We start from the raw sequence: 14973 nt of genomic DNA, 5'->3' as shown, positions 1-14973 counted from the left end.
TATTTTTTGACTAGTAAAGTTTTTCAAGTATAACTTAAGTCGTTTGATTCAGTACAGGTGACTGATAAATAGTTAATTACAAAAAAAATAAACTTCATAAAATGAAAAATTTTATAGTTTTAATCCGAGGAGTTAATGTTGGTGGACATAAAAAGACACCGATGATTGAACTTCGTGAATTGCTTTTAAAAAATGGTTTTGAAGTTATTAGAGTCTATATCCAAAGTGGTCATATTATTGTGCAATCTTCAGGAGATAAATCTAAAATTGAATTAAAACTGAAAGAAGCCCTACACGCTCATTTTGGATTTGATGTTTCAGTTATAGCGAGCACTAGGGTTGAACTAAAGCGAATTTTTGATGCTTGCCCGTTTTCCGAAGAAAAAAAGGAAAATAGTTATTTCGTTTTACTCAGTGGAATCCCAAATGTAGAATTAGTAGAAGAGGTGATAAAAATCACTCATGATAACGAAGTATTTCATATCATTAATGATTGTATTTATTTTTATTCTTCCGTTGGTTATGGTAATTCAAAATTTAATATGAATTCGTTTGAGAAAAAACTAAATGTAAAAGCCACCTCGCGTAACTTTAAAACAATAGCAAAGTTAATTGCAATGTCTTCGGAAAATTAAAAAGACCAATAGATATTGCTTATTTTTGCAAAATATATATTAACAATTTTTAAAAGTCTGTTTTAGACAGTCTTTGTCGTAGAAGTAATATTATACATGACTGAAAAAGATTTCATTTCAAAACCCTATTCAAAAACTCTAGTAAGCGGAAGTTTCACTTGGTCATCACCAAGTAATATAGCTCTCGTAAAATATTGGGGAAAAAAGGAATATCAAATTCCAGAAAACCCGTCGGTTAGCTTTACTCTAGATTATTGTAAAACAACCACGACGCTTAGTTTTTCTGAAAAAGATGAGAATGAAGAGTTCTCTTTCGATGTGTTTTTAGATGGTGAACAGAAGGACGATTTTAAGCCAAAAATAGAAATGTTTTTCAAACGTATTGAAGGATATTTACCGTTTTTAAAAGCGTATCATTTCAAGATTGAAACGTCTAATTCATTTCCGCATAGTTCTGGTATTGCTTCATCAGCATCAGGTATGAGTGCTTTGGCGTTGTGTTTAATGAGTATTGAAAAACAGCTTTCAAATGATGTTTCTGATGCACATTTTAACCAAAAAGCATCATTCCTCTCACGTTTAGGTTCAGGAAGCGCTTGTCGAAGTATTGACGGTGATTTGATTGTTTGGGGAACACATCAAGAGATTGTCGGTAGTTCTGATTTATATGGAATTAAATATCTACATGATGTTCACGAAAATTTTAAAAACTATCAAGACACGATTCTTTTAGTTGATAAAGGCGAAAAGCAGGTAAGTAGTACTGTTGGTCATGATTTGATGCACAATCATCCATATGCTACAAGGCGTTTTGAACAAGCTCATGAGAATATGTCTAAGCTAATTTCAATTTTCAAAACTGGAAATTTAGATGGGTTCATCAAAATAGTTGAAAGTGAGGCATTAACGCTACATTCTATGATGATGACGAGTATGCCTTATTTTATTTTGATGAAACCAAATACCTTAGAAATTATTAATAGCATTTGGGCTTATAGAACTAAAACCAATTCTAAAATCTGTTTTACTTTAGATGCAGGAGCCAATGTTCACGTCTTATATCCTGAAAACGAAAAAGAGACTGTTATGGAATTCATTAAAAAGGAATTAATTACTTATTGTCAAAATGGACATTATATTAGTGACCAAATTGGCTTTGGTGCACAATTAATTTTATAGATTTATAACGCTATTAACTATTGGTTTTAAACCAAATAACAGAATAATACGTATATTTGTTAAAGGTATTGCCCGCAAAATATGAAAGGACCTCTTTTTTACTCTAAAATCTTACTCTTTGGTGAATATGGAATCATCAAAGATTCAAAAGGATTATCTATCCCTTATAATTTTTATAATGGTGCTTTAAAGACCGATGAAAATCCGTCGCAAGAGGCTATAAAGTCAAATGAAAGCCTAGGACGCTTTGTGTCTTACTTACAAAATATTGAGGCGAAATTAGTGGTTTTTGACTTAGGGACTTTAGCTAGTGATGTGGAAGCAGGAATGTATTTTGATTCTTCAATTCCTCAAGGTTATGGTGTAGGGAGCAGTGGTGCCTTGGTTGCTGCTATTTATGACAAATATGCATATGATAAAATAACAGTTTTAGAAAATTTGACGAGAGAAAAACTATTAAAACTGAAAACCATATTTTCTGAAATGGAATCGTTTTTCCATGGAAAATCCTCGGGATTAGACCCATTAAATAGCTATTTGAGTATTCCAATTTTAATTAATTCTCAAGATAATATTGAAGCTACAGGTATTCCAGCTCAACAAGCCGATGGTAAGGGAGCTGTGTTTTTATTAGACTCAGGCATTATTGGAGAAACAGCTCCTATGGTTCATATTTTTATGGAAAACATGAAGCAAGAAGGGTTCAGAAGTATGCTTAAAAATCAGTTTATCAAGCATACAGATGCTTGTGTAGATGATTTCTTAAAAGGTGATGTTAAATCATTATTCAAAAACACAAAGCAATTGTCTAAAGTGGTACTTAATCACTTTAAACCTATGATTCCTCCGCAATTTCATGAGCTTTGGAAAACAGGAATCGAAACCAACGAATACTATCTTAAACTTTGTGGATCAGGAGGAGGAGGTTATATATTGGGCTTTACTGAAGATATCGATACTGCAAGACAAGCTCTAAAAGATTACAAGTTAGAAGTGGTTTATAACTTCTAATGCTCTTTCTTACTTAGCTTTATTCAGGATTTCATCAATTTTTTTTTTATGTTTAATCGAAAACAGAAACACATTCTACTTAAGTTTTTTAGCATGTTTTCTGTTGTTCGTGGTTATAACATTCTTGTTATTGTTATTGCTCAATATTTGACATCTGTCTATATTTTGGCACACGACAAAACACTTAAAGAAGTTCTTTTTGATCTTAATTTGTTGATGCTTGTATTAGCATCTGCAGCAACAATAGCTGCTGGATACATCATCAATAATTTTTATGATTCTGAAAAAGACTTAATAAATCGGCCTAATAAGTCTCAACTTGACCGATTATTGAGTCAAAATACGAAACTCTCATTTTATTTTGTACTCAATTTTTCAGCAGTCATTATGGCGAGTTATGTCTCTTTTGGTGCAGTATTGTTTTTCTCCTTTTATATCTTCGGAATATGGTTTTATTCTCATAAGTTGAAAAAGCTTCCTTTTATTGGGAACCTAACGTCTGCTGTGTTAACAATACTACCGTTTTTTGCTATTTTCTTATATTATAAAAACTTTGAATCGGTGATTTTTGTACACGCAGTTTTCTTGTTTTTAATGATTTCAATGCGTGAATTGACGAAAGATTTAGAGAATCTTAAAGGCGATTTATTACTTAATTATAAAACGATACCTATTGTTTATGGCGAAAACGCGTCAAAAATCATGTTGACGGTTTTGATCACACTAACTAGCATTCCTTTGTATTTAGTGCTCACTTCCTATGATGTAGGTCATATGTATTTGTTTTTTTACCTTTCTATAATCTTGCTATTAGTTTTTCTAATACTACTTTGGATATCAAAAACGAAAACTCACTTTTTGATACTGCATAATATTTTGAAATTTATTATTGTAGCTGGTGTGTTTTGTATTGTCTTAATTAATGTCAATGTTGTTTTAAACCGAATCTAAATGAATCATAAACTTAAAGTTGCTTTAGCTCAAATATCACCAGTGTGGTTGAATAAAAGTGAAACACTCAAAAAGGTTGAAAATGCGATCAATGAAGCCTCAATAGAAAACGCAGAACTCATTGTCTTTGGAGAAGGATTAGTTCCAGGATATCCGTTTTGGTTGTCTTTGACGGGAGGATCAGAGTGGAATACTAAAGTGAACAAAGAGTTACATGCGCATTATGTTAAAAACTCAATTACGATAGAAAAGGGAGATTTAGAGGATGTTTGTAAATTGGCAAAAAAGCATGAAATGGCAATTTATTTGGGTGTCATAGAGCGTCCGGAAGATCGTGGTGGTCATAGTATTTACGCGTCATTAGTATACATTAATCAAGAAGGAATTATTCAATCTGTTCACAGAAAATTGCAACCAACATATGATGAACGTCTTACTTGGTCTCCAGGCGATGGTAATGGTTTGCAGGTGCATCCACTTAAAGATTTTACCGTTGGCGGTTTAAATTGTTGGGAAAATTGGATGCCTTTACCTAGAGCAGCACTTTATGGGTTAGGTGAGGATTTACATATTGCTGTGTGGCCAGGAAGCGATCATAATACTAAAGATATTACGCGTTTTATTGCTAGAGAATCTCGCTCTTATGTGATTTCTGTATCGTGTTTGATGTTTTCGAAAGATTTTCCTGAGTCAACACCACATTTAGATACAATATTAGAAAGGTCACCTAAGGTTCTAGCCAATGGCGGAAGCTGCATTGCAGGACCCGATGGAGAATGGTTGGTAGAACCTGTTTTGCTTAAAGAAGGATTGATTTATCACACTATAGATTTTAACCGTGTGTTAGAAGAACGACAGAATTTTGATCCTGTAGGGCATTATTCAAGACCAGATGTCACACAATTATCGGTTAATAGAGAACGTCAATCTACGATTAAATTTGTAGATTAGTTCAACTAATATGCTACCTTTGCGGAAAATTTACATATCATGAGCAAACAGCAAGGAAAGTCGGGAAAAGGAAGTAATAAGCCTACTAATAAAAAATCAAGTAAAGGGCGTAGTGATGCGAAAGGGAAAAGTTTTGCTCGTGAACAGGCTCCTATTAAGAAAAAGATAGTTACATCTTCGGCACCAAAGAGACCTTCTAATCCTGATGAAATTAGATTAAATAAATACATTGCAAATTCTGGTGTTTGTTCTCGTAGAGACGCAGATATGCATATTGCTGTTGGTAGTGTTACGGTAAACGGTAAGGTTATTAATGAAATGGGCTACAAAGTGAAATTTGAGGACGATGTTCGTTTTGATGGAGCACGTATAAACCCAGAGAAAAAAACATATGTGCTGCTAAATAAACCTAAAGGTTTTGCCACAACAACAAGTGATAGTAAAGGTAAAACAGTGATGGATCTTGTAGCTAATTCGACAACTGCTCGTATAAAACCAATAGGAAGATTAGGTAGAGGTTCAACTGGATTATTGTTGTTTACTAATGATGATTTGATTGTAAAAAAATTCACTAATTCTAAAACTGGTGTATCTCGATTATTTCAAATTGAATTGGATAAAGATTTGAAACATGAGGATTTTAAGAAAATTCAAGAGGGGATTAAGCCGATGGGTAAACTTGTAGCAGTAGAAGAAATTAGTTATATTGATGGCGCTCCTAAAACTCAAATAGGGCTTAAAATTAAAAATACAGGGAACACTATTTTACATACTATTTTTGATTATTTAAAATATGAAATCGTACGTGTCGATTGCGTGCAAATAGGTCACTTGACTAAAAAAGATTTACCTCGTGGTCACTGGAAACATTTAACAACGCAAGAGATCAATACCTTACAGATGTTGTAATAAAAGTTAACAACCTACTTATCAACAGAATATCTTAATACTAAGTGACTTTACTGTCACATAATTACTGATAAACAGATATTTATACCATTTATCGATGTATTTTTGTATATTAGGCCTTCAATTGTATGACCTACTATGAAAATTTCAACTCAGATTGTTTGTCTCCTCTATTTCTTTATGTTTATATCAGTGCATGCTCAATCAGAATATGCAGACGATACCACAACGGATATATCTAATTTTGAAATTTCAAAACAATTACCAAAAATATCTAAAGATTCTACTCAGATTGAGATGATAGCGCGTATCGATTTAGTATTGATTTGGATGAAAAAAGAACACTATAAATTCAATTTTGCATCACCTTTGGTGTACGCTGAGAACGCTTTATTATTGGCAAATAAAATTACTGACAAATCTTATCTACATGAGACAAGGAGTATACTAGGTAACATCATGCTGCGTATTAAGGATACCGCTAATGCAAAAGCGATGTTTTTGAAATCTTTAAAAGATGCTGAAGCCTCCAATGACAGTACCATTATATTGGCTAGTAAGGGGAATTTGGCAAATGCCTACTACTACACAGGTGGTTATAAGCATAAAGCAATTGCTACTTATATTGATGGCTTAGAAATTGCAAAACGTTTGAAGGATACCACCAGGATTTTTATAATGCACCATAATGTATCTAGAATTTTTATTGAAAATGAAGATATAGAAAATAGTCAATATCACATTAGTGAATCAGCTAGGTATTTGGAGTATCTCGATAATCCTTTCTATAAATCTGGACAACTTAGAAATGAAGGCATGTTGTATGTCCTTTTAAATCAGCCAGAAAAGGCTATAGAACGGTTTAAACAGAATATTAAAATTGCTGAGCGTACAGAGGCGATGGATGGTATTATTGAGGGGCATCAAGGCTATATAAAAGCTTTAGAACTTAAAGAAGATTATAAAACACTTTATGAAGTTAGCAAAAAGCTTAAATTTTATACAGATAAGAAGGCGAAAGATGACGACAATCAAACCATTGATGCAGTAAAATCAAGTACTCGTATAGCTCGTTATAAAGAGCAAATACAATCTAAAGAGCTCGAAAAAGAACGATTGGAGCATCAGGCTGAGGATAGGGGTTTCGTACTTTTTGTTGTATTGGGTGCTCTTATATCTATCTCTATCATATTTGCACAGACTTATAAGTCAAATATTAAGCGTAAGGTTTTAATAAAACATTTAGAGGATAAAAACGCTCTATATTTAGAAGCCAAAATGCAAAGTGACGAACTCATAAAGGCAAAAGCCAAGTTTTTCGCGACAGTAAGTCATGAGTTGAGAACCCCATTATATGGCGTTATTGGTCTCAGTTCAATACTATTGGAAAACAAAGATTTAAAAAAACATGAAAACGATTTAAAATCATTAAAATTTTCTGCTAATTATCTTTTAGCGCTTGTAAATGATTTACTGCACATTAATAAAATTGATAACCATAGTTTTACAGATGAGGAAGTTACTTTTAATATAGAAGATCTTTCGGCTACGATTATATCCTCCTTTGAGTATATAAGGCTACAGCATGAAAACAAAATAGAGATTACTATAAGTAAAGATGTCCCTTTATTACTTAAAGGTAACTCCGTTAGGTTGTCTCAAATTTTTATGAATTTAATTGGTAATGCTTGTAAGTTTACTGAAAAAGGAGTGATTAGTTTAGATATAAAAGCTATTGAACACACAGGTAATATGGTAAAGCTTCAATTTATTATTAGTGATACAGGTCCAGGAATTGAGCAGCATAGACTCAAAGAAATTTTTAATGAATTCACTCAAATTGAATCAGAATTAGGTTCAAGAATGTATCAGGGAACAGGCTTAGGATTATCAATTGTAAAAAAATTAGTGGAACAAGGTAAAGGTTCCATTATGGTCACGAGTGAAATTGGAAAGGGCACCACATTTCAATTTGATTTAGAAATCAAAGTAGCGTCTGAATCTGAAAAGAAACCTATACCAATTTTAGATTTCAAACAATTAATAAGTAAACGTATTCTTATCGTTGAGGACAATCGTATTAATCAAACTGTTACAAAAAGGATTCTCGAACAAGCAGATGTTGTCTGTCAAATAGCGCAAAATGGAGAAGAAGCTGTTACCCTAGCAAAACAATTTTCATATGATTTGATTCTAATGGATATTAATATGCCTGTAAAAAATGGAATTGAGGCTACAAAAGAGATTAGAACGTTTAATAAATTCATACCTATAATTGCGCTAACTGCAGTTGAAATAGAGGAACAGAAGTATCAAATTTTTGATTGTGGAATGAATGATATAATTTTGAAGCCTTACGATATAGACCTTTTTAAAAAGACGATTATTGCTAATCTATCACCACAAGTGAAAGATGAATTAAGAAAATTAGCTTAATCAATTAATAGGATTGCTATTTAACACTAAATGTATAAGTAGAAATCAAATCATCACTAATATAGAGATGTAGATCATAAAATCCATTGGAGTTAAATTGATATTCTAATTGAAGTGATTGGTTGTCTATGGTAATAGAGTTGGGCTTTATCTTTTTATTAGTAAATCCATCGTCAATTAAAAAATGAATACTTTTTATATCAATGGTTTTTTTAAGTTGATATATAAATCTTACTACTTCATTTTTATGCAATGATTGATGCATTTGTTTTGGAATTTTGTGTTCGTTTAGGTTTTTGTATGCCTTACCATAGAGAATAGGTGCTGTTAGGAAATCATTAAATGAGTGGACTTCGTTCTCTAAAAGAGTCCATTTTTGGTCTTTTGGAAAGTGATTAATTATAAATAGTTTAGGATTAGATAGAAAGTACCCATCATTATAGTCAAATCTAAAAATATTGGTACTAAGGTCAGGTATACCACTTGCCCATGTTGGGTCACATAAATACCATTTTTTATCCAATTTTACAGCATTCCAGGAATGGTTGGGAGGATCAAGTTTGTCAATATCTGTCATGCTAGTTTTGCCATAACCATGAACAATCTCACAATTTAAATTAGCTAATTTAGAGAGCTCTTGTACAATATAGGCATAGCCTGTGCAAATGGTTCTTTCTTGTTTTAAAAGCTTACGAAAGACCTCTTTTTTAAAGCGATCATTCCAAGTTTTGAGCTTGATACTATCATTTTGATATTTATTTCTTTTGCGTTTGTTTCTTAGGTAAAGAGTATAATCATTTGCAATATTGTGACAAACCCACATATAAATGGCTCTAAAACGCTCAGCATCAGTATCTAAGTGTGATGTTAGGTTGTAAGCGAGCATAGGCATATTATTAAGTCCTTCATTTTTGCATGACAATGCTGCTTGATCTGCTTTTGAAAAATCAATATGATCAAAGTCAGATATTTGAGCATGAGATGGAAATGCAACGATAAAGAGCAAGAGATATCTCATATGTATATAATACGTATAATTAAACTTTAATTTGAACGCTTCGATTTATAGGGTTTGCTGGCATTTGGCGCACCCATCATTTCAACAAGATCAGACGACATTAATAAATTGATATACGTTGTTTTAGCGTCAATTGTAATGTTTTGTTTTTCAAATCCCAAGTAGCTAAATACCAAAATATCGCCAGAGCTTAATGACTCCGGAAATGTGAATTCTCCATTTTTATCTGTAATAATACCAATTTTACTACCTTTAAGTACAATATTAACGCCTAGTAATGGTCCTTTGTCATCACTTACTTTTCCTTTAACAGTTAATTGTTGGTCCGCATTAATAGCGGTAGCAACATTTTGCGATTGTGCATACACAGGATTGGATATAAGTGTAGCAAATATTGCTATAGTCATAAAACTTAAGGCTTGTGCAATGTTTTTAATGGTTAGTGCTTTCATAATTATATATGTTTTGTTTGCATCAAATTTACGCACGCTTAAAACGATTTACTAACTAGATTGAGTTAATAAGACGTTTGACTTAGTGAAAACCGCTTTTAAATGAGTCTACTATAAAATTAAAGATTAAATAATTAATAGACTTAAAAAAAAATTCAAAAAAAAAAGTAAAATGTAAAACATATCAAAAAATAAATTAAATTTGTATTGCTTTTAGAGTAATTAAAGTCTAATAAGCCAGGCACATAGCTGAACAAATTGAACAATGTTTATACGTTTGGGTTTTTGAAAATTAGGAAGTCATATTCAAAAGCAGCTTATAGATTAAGTAACCAAATTTTAGAGCTAACTTCCGCTTACTTTATCGTCATGAGCCAACATCTGTTTGGCTTTATTCCTACGACTCATCCTCAACTGCAGGTATGAGCTTTCTTTTTTATTAAGTTTTTTTGATGCCAAAATGACGATACGTCATTATTATTTTATTAAGTTTTTATTGACTTAATATGGTGTTGACCCTCACAATTTATAGATAACTTTTTTTAAAAATAAAAATGAATACAAAGTATATTGACTTGGTAAATCAAACTTTTGATTTTCCTCAAGAAGAGTTTAAACTTAAAAATAAAACTTTAGAATTCCATGATATTAATCTTATGGAACTAGTAGAGCAATATGGGACACCTTTGAAGTTTACATATTTACCCCAAATTTCTAATAATATCAATCGCGCCAAAAAATGGTTTGCAGATGCCATAGAGAAGAATAACTATAAAGGAAAATACAATTACTGTTATTGCACAAAAAGCTCTCACTTTAAGCACGTGCTTGATGAAGCTTTGACAAATGATATTCATATTGAAACTTCTTCCGCTTTTGATATTGATATTGTAGAACGTTTAAAGGCCGAAGGTAAGATCACAGATAATACATTTATTATAAGCAATGGGTTTAAGCGTGCTCAGTATGTAACTAATATTGCTAGATTAATTAATAATGGTCATAAGAACTCGATTCCTATCATTGATAATTACGAGGAGATAGATTTGCTTTCCGAAGAAATAAAAGGAAATTTCAATGTGGGAATTAGGATAGCCTCAGAAGAAGACCCGAAATTTGAGTTTTATACTTCAAGGTTAGGTATTGGGTATAAGAATATTGTTCCTTTTTATAGAAATCAAATACAGAATAATAAAAAAGTCAAACTTAAAATGCTTCACTTTTTTATCAATACAGGCATTCGTGATAATGCGTACTATTGGAATGAACTTACAAAATGCTTAAAAGTTTATACAAGTCTTAAAAAGATTTGTCCATCATTAGATAGTTTAAATATTGGAGGCGGTTTTCCTATAAAAAACTCATTGGTTTACGATTTTGATTACGCGTATATGGTTGATGAGATTGTCAATCAAATCAAAACAGTTTGTGAAGAGGAAGAGGTCGAGGTACCAAATATTTTTACTGAGTTTGGTAGTTTTACAGTAGGAGAAAGTGGAGGAGCGATTTATGAAATTTTATATCAAAAACAACAAAATGATCGCGAAAAATGGAATATGATTAACTCCTCTTTCATTACAACATTGCCAGATACTTGGGCCATTAATAAACGCTTTATTATGCTGCCAATTAATCGTTGGCATGAGAGTTATGAGCGTGTGCTTTTAGGAGGCTTAACTTGTGATAGTGATGACTACTACAATAGTGAACAGCATATGAATGCTATTTATCTTCCTAAGTACAATAAAGAGAAACCACTCTATATTGGGTTTTTTAATACAGGAGCTTATCAAGAAACTATTGGTGGATTTGGAGGTTTACAACATTGTTTAGTCCCTTCGCCAAAGCATATTTTAATACAAAAGGATGATGACGGAAACATCACCACAAAATTATTTAGTGAACAACAAAAAAGTGAAGATTTACTTAAAATTTTAGGTTATAATGAATAATAAAACTTACGCAGGAATCGAAGAGCATTATGCTAAACTAGACAGTTCTAAGATTGTCTTAATTCCCGTGCCTTATGATGGCACAAGTACATGGCAAAAAGGAGCAGACAAAGGGCCAGAGGCTTTTTTAAATGCTTCGGAAAACATGGAGCTCTATGATATCGAGACTGAAACAGAAGTGTATAAACAAGGTGTATTTCTGGCAGATGCTATTACTGAAAATACTTCGCCAGAAAAAATGGTGGATGAGGTACATCAAATCACTAAAAAATATATCAAGCGTAATAAATTTGTAACGACTTTTGGTGGAGAACATTCTATTTCAATTGGAACGATAAGAGCATTTAATGAGTGTTTTGATGACCTAACCGTTTTGCAAATTGACGCACATGCCGATTTACGTCAGGAATATGAAGGTAGTAAGTACAATCACGCTTGTGCTGTTTATCAAGCTAGCCAAACTACAAATTTAATTCAAGTTGGGATTCGTAGCATGGATGTTATGGAAACGACCGTAATGGATAAGGAAAAAACATATTTTGCTCATGAGATGGCAGAGGATGGTTCTTGGATGGATTCTGCAATAGAACAAATGACAGATAATGTCTATATTACGTTTGATTTAGATGCTTTTGATCCCTCAATTATGCCATCAACAGGTACTCCAGAGCCTGGAGGATTACTTTGGTATGAGACTATTGAGTTTTTGCGTCAAGTATTTGAAGAAAAGAATGTGGTAGGTTTTGATATTGTTGAATTGTGTCCAAACCCAAAAGAAAAATCTTCAGATTTTCTAGCAGCAAAGTTGTATTATAAAATGCTAACTTATAAGTTCTTAAACGAAAATACGGACGACGGTTTCGACAATAATATTAACGAATCAAAAGGGAATTCTAATAAGGTTTCTAAATTTAACAATGACGATGACGATGACAATCAATAAAGGGCCAATCTCACAATTTATAGAAAAGTATTATCTACACTTTAATTCAGCAGCTTTGGTTGATGCAGCAAAGGGATATGAAGATCAGTTAAATTCTGGTGCAAAAATGCTTGTATCGCTTGCTGGTGCCATGAGTACTGCAGAATTAGGTAAGATTTTTGCAGAAATGATTCGTCAAGATAAAGTTCATATCATTTCCTGCACAGGTGCAAACTTAGAAGAGGATATCATGAATCTAGTCGCACATTCACATTATAAACGTGTCCCAAATTATCGTGATCTAACGCCACAAGACGAATGGGATTTGTTGGAGAAAGGCTTAAATCGTGTGACAGATACCTGTATTCCAGAGGAAGAAGCTTTCCGTAGAATTCAAAAACACATTGTTAAGATTTGGATGGATGCCGAAGCTAAAGGCGAACGATACCTTCCGCATGAATACATGTATAAACTTTTGCTTTCAGGTGTATTAGAAGAGCACTATGAAATTGATTTAAAAGATTCATGGATGTACGCAGCTGCAGAAAAAAACTTACCTATTGTTTGCCCAGGTTGGGAGGATAGTACCATGGGTAATATCTTTGCAAGCTACGTACTTAAGGGTGAACTGAAAGCTAGCACTACGAAGTCTGGAATTGAGTACATGACTTTTTTAGCAGATTGGTATACAGATAATTCAAAAAAAGGAATTGGTTTCTTCCAAATTGGAGGCGGTATTGCTGGCGACTTTCCTATTTGTGTTGTGCCAATGTTGTATCAAGATATGGAGCGTCCAGAGACACCATTTTGGAGTTATTTCTGTCAGATTAGTGATTCTACAACAAGTTATGGGTCCTACTCTGGGGCTGTGCCAAACGAAAAAATAACTTGGGGAAAATTAGATATCGATACCCCAAAATTTATAATTGAGAGTGATGCGACTATTGTAGCACCATTAATTTTTGCTTACCTCTTAGATTTATAATGGAAGAGCATAAAATTGAAAATATAGAATTAAAATACTTAACGGTTGATGATTTTGAAGAATTAAAATCGGCAACTCTAGAGTCTTATGGAGGTGTTTTAAATTCGTATTGGAAAAAGCATCATATTGAACGCTTGACTAATATTTTCCCTAAAGGTCAAGTGGTCATTAAAATTGATGGTAACATTGCAGGTTGTGCATTATCACTTATTGTTGATTATGATAAAATTGATGATAATCACACCTATGCAGATATTATTAATGGTGATTCGTTTAATAATCACGATAGTGAAGGTGATGTTCTCTATGGAATAGATGTTTTTATAAAACCTGAATATAGAGGATTACGCTTAGGAAGACGCCTCTATGATTATAGAAAAGAGATTTGTGAAAACTTAAACCTAAAAGGAATCGTTTTTGGCGGTAGAATGCCAAATTATCACAAGCATAAAGAACTGACACCAAAAGAATATATAGAAAAAGTAAAACGTAAGGAAATTCATGATCCCGTTTTAAATTTTCAAATATCTAACGATTTTCATCCAGTTCGAGTTTTAAAAGGCTATCTAGAAGGTGATACTGCATCCAATGAATATGCAGTTTTAATGGAGTGGGATAATATTTATTATACCAAAAAAAGCAAAAAAGCAGGTTCAGTAAAAACAGTTGTTCGATTGGGCTTAATTCAGTGGCAAATGCGGACCTACAATAGCCTAGAAGAACTCATGCAGCAAGTTGAGTATTTCGTAGATAGTGTAGCGGCATATAGATCAGATTTTGCGTTATTTCCAGAGTTTTTTAATGCTCCATTAATGGCGAAGTATAATCACATGCACGAGCCAGACGCGATTAGAGAATTAGCAAAATATACAAAGGTGATCGTTGAAAAAATGCAACAATTATCTATTTCATATAATATAAATATCATAACAGGTAGTATGCCAGAGCTTATCGATGATAAGTTGTTTAATATAGGTTATTTATGTCGTAGAGACGGCAGTTTAGAGCGTTATGAGAAAATTCATGTGACTCCAGATGAAGCTAAAATTTGGGGAATGCAAAGAGGTCATAAATTGCAAACGTTTGAAACAGATGCAGGCAAAATTGGTATTTTGATTTGTTATGACTCAGAATTCCCAGAATTATCAAGGTTATTAGCAGACGAAGGTATGGACATATTATTTGTTCCGTTTTTAACAGATACTCAAAATGGATATTCGCGAGTGCGTTTGTGCGCGCAAGCTAGAGCGATTGAAAATGAATGTTATGTTGCTATTGCTGGTAGTGTCGGTAATCTCCCCAATGTGAATAATATGGATATTCAATATGCGCAGTCGGCTGTATTTACACCTTGTGATTTTTCTTTTCCAAGTAATGGTATAAAGGCAGAAGCGACTACAAATACAGAAATGATATTGGTTGCAGATGTTGATTTGAGTTTGTTAAGAGAATTACACTCTTTTGGTGCGGTTAAAAATTTAAAAGATAGAAGAAAAGATGTTTATGACGTTATAAGAGTAAAAGAATAAGTAGTATATTTAACATAAATTAGCCCCAACTATTAAATTAAGA

The 14973-nt window shown here is 32.7% G+C and carries 13 protein-coding genes; 11 read left to right on the top strand and 2 right to left on the bottom strand.

Annotation, left to right across the window (positions count from 1 at the left end; all coding sequences use genetic code 11):
* Positions 1-101 precede the first annotated feature (101 nt).
* The 7 genes from ACJAZK_RS06440 to ACJAZK_RS06410 all read left to right on the top strand — a co-directional run bounded on the left by ACJAZK_RS06440 (position 102) and on the right by ACJAZK_RS06410 (position 8072).
* Positions 102-635: a DUF1697 domain-containing protein gene (locus ACJAZK_RS06440; protein ID WP_415223178.1), complete on the top strand. Its 534-nt coding sequence runs from the start codon at positions 102-104 to the stop codon at positions 633-635.
* 96 nt (positions 636-731) lie between these two features.
* Positions 732-1814, top strand: a complete 1083-nt coding sequence (locus tag ACJAZK_RS06435; protein WP_415223177.1) for a diphosphomevalonate/mevalonate 3,5-bisphosphate decarboxylase family protein — start codon at positions 732-734, stop codon at positions 1812-1814.
* 81 nt (positions 1815-1895) lie between these two features.
* The gene (locus tag ACJAZK_RS06430) at positions 1896-2825 is read left to right on the top strand and encodes a mevalonate kinase (protein WP_415223176.1); all 930 of its coding nucleotides are present in this window, start codon (positions 1896-1898) and stop codon (positions 2823-2825) included.
* A 48-nt stretch (positions 2826-2873) separates the two neighbouring features.
* Positions 2874-3776, top strand: coding sequence for a geranylgeranylglycerol-phosphate geranylgeranyltransferase (locus tag ACJAZK_RS06425; protein WP_415223175.1), 903 nt, complete (start codon positions 2874-2876; stop codon positions 3774-3776).
* Positions 3777-4727: a carbon-nitrogen hydrolase family protein gene (locus tag ACJAZK_RS06420; RefSeq protein ID WP_415223174.1), complete on the top strand. Its 951-nt coding sequence runs from the start codon at positions 3777-3779 to the stop codon at positions 4725-4727.
* 39 nt (positions 4728-4766) lie between these two features.
* Positions 4767-5636: a pseudouridine synthase gene (locus tag ACJAZK_RS06415; RefSeq protein WP_415223173.1), complete on the top strand. Its 870-nt coding sequence runs from the start codon at positions 4767-4769 to the stop codon at positions 5634-5636.
* 138 nt (positions 5637-5774) lie between these two features.
* The gene (locus ACJAZK_RS06410) at positions 5775-8072 is read left to right on the top strand and encodes a response regulator (RefSeq protein WP_415223172.1); all 2298 of its coding nucleotides are present in this window, start codon (positions 5775-5777) and stop codon (positions 8070-8072) included.
* Between the two features lie 16 nt (positions 8073-8088).
* On the opposite strand, the gene ACJAZK_RS06405 is transcribed toward ACJAZK_RS06410, so the two are convergent.
* A complete protein-coding gene (locus ACJAZK_RS06405; protein WP_415223171.1) occupies positions 8089-9090 on the bottom strand; it encodes a transglutaminase domain-containing protein in 1002 nt (333 codons plus the stop codon).
* 26 nt (positions 9091-9116) lie between these two features.
* Positions 9117-9542, bottom strand: a complete 426-nt coding sequence (locus tag ACJAZK_RS06400) for a carboxypeptidase-like regulatory domain-containing protein (protein WP_415223170.1) — start codon at positions 9540-9542, stop codon at positions 9117-9119.
* Between the two features lie 554 nt (positions 9543-10096).
* Between ACJAZK_RS06400 and ACJAZK_RS06395 the strand changes: the two genes are divergently transcribed.
* The 4 genes from ACJAZK_RS06395 to ACJAZK_RS06380 are packed head-to-tail and all read left to right on the top strand — an operon-like array spanning position 10097 to position 14930.
* Positions 10097-11494, top strand: a complete 1398-nt coding sequence (locus tag ACJAZK_RS06395) for an arginine decarboxylase (RefSeq protein WP_415223169.1) — start codon at positions 10097-10099, stop codon at positions 11492-11494.
* Positions 11487-12437, top strand: coding sequence for an agmatinase (speB, locus tag ACJAZK_RS06390; RefSeq protein WP_415223168.1), 951 nt, complete (start codon positions 11487-11489; stop codon positions 12435-12437). Before ACJAZK_RS06395 ends, speB begins: the two co-directional genes overlap by 8 nt.
* Positions 12424-13401, top strand: coding sequence for a deoxyhypusine synthase family protein (locus tag ACJAZK_RS06385; protein WP_415223167.1), 978 nt, complete (start codon positions 12424-12426; stop codon positions 13399-13401). Before speB ends, ACJAZK_RS06385 begins: the two co-directional genes overlap by 14 nt.
* Positions 13401-14930 carry a bifunctional GNAT family N-acetyltransferase/carbon-nitrogen hydrolase family protein gene (locus tag ACJAZK_RS06380; protein ID WP_415223166.1) on the top strand — a complete coding sequence of 510 codons (1530 nt, stop codon included), beginning with the start codon at positions 13401-13403 and terminating at the stop codon, positions 14928-14930. The genes ACJAZK_RS06385 and ACJAZK_RS06380 overlap by 1 nt, the downstream gene beginning before the upstream one ends.
* The last annotated feature ends 43 nt before the right edge of the window (positions 14931-14973 follow it).

Origin of the sequence: Psychroserpens sp. (assembly GCF_047633235.1) — a bacterium.
Taxonomy (GTDB): Bacteria; Bacteroidota; Bacteroidia; order Flavobacteriales; family Flavobacteriaceae; genus Psychroserpens.
Note: the sequence above shows the minus strand (reverse complement) of the source record. Positions and strands in the feature narration are given on the sequence as shown.

Coding starts and splice junctions, on each gene's coding strand:
- ACJAZK_RS06430 (WP_415223176.1), top strand. CDS start 1,896: ATGAAAGGACCTCTTTTTTACTCTAAAATCTTACTCTTTGGTGAATAT.
- ACJAZK_RS06435 (WP_415223177.1), top strand. CDS start 732: ATGACTGAAAAAGATTTCATTTCAAAACCCTATTCAAAAACTCTAGTA.
- ACJAZK_RS06400 (WP_415223170.1), bottom strand. CDS start 9,542: ATGAAAGCACTAACCATTAAAAACATTGCACAAGCCTTAAGTTTTATG.
- speB (WP_415223168.1), top strand. CDS start 11,487: ATGAATAATAAAACTTACGCAGGAATCGAAGAGCATTATGCTAAACTA.
- ACJAZK_RS06425 (WP_415223175.1), top strand. CDS start 2,874: ATGTTTAATCGAAAACAGAAACACATTCTACTTAAGTTTTTTAGCATG.
- ACJAZK_RS06385 (WP_415223167.1), top strand. CDS start 12,424: ATGACAATCAATAAAGGGCCAATCTCACAATTTATAGAAAAGTATTAT.
- ACJAZK_RS06410 (WP_415223172.1), top strand. CDS start 5,775: ATGAAAATTTCAACTCAGATTGTTTGTCTCCTCTATTTCTTTATGTTT.
- ACJAZK_RS06380 (WP_415223166.1), top strand. CDS start 13,401: ATGGAAGAGCATAAAATTGAAAATATAGAATTAAAATACTTAACGGTT.
- ACJAZK_RS06405 (WP_415223171.1), bottom strand. CDS start 9,090: ATGAGATATCTCTTGCTCTTTATCGTTGCATTTCCATCTCATGCTCAA.
- ACJAZK_RS06395 (WP_415223169.1), top strand. CDS start 10,097: ATGAATACAAAGTATATTGACTTGGTAAATCAAACTTTTGATTTTCCT.
- ACJAZK_RS06415 (WP_415223173.1), top strand. CDS start 4,767: ATGAGCAAACAGCAAGGAAAGTCGGGAAAAGGAAGTAATAAGCCTACT.
- ACJAZK_RS06420 (WP_415223174.1), top strand. CDS start 3,777: ATGAATCATAAACTTAAAGTTGCTTTAGCTCAAATATCACCAGTGTGG.
- ACJAZK_RS06440 (WP_415223178.1), top strand. CDS start 102: ATGAAAAATTTTATAGTTTTAATCCGAGGAGTTAATGTTGGTGGACAT.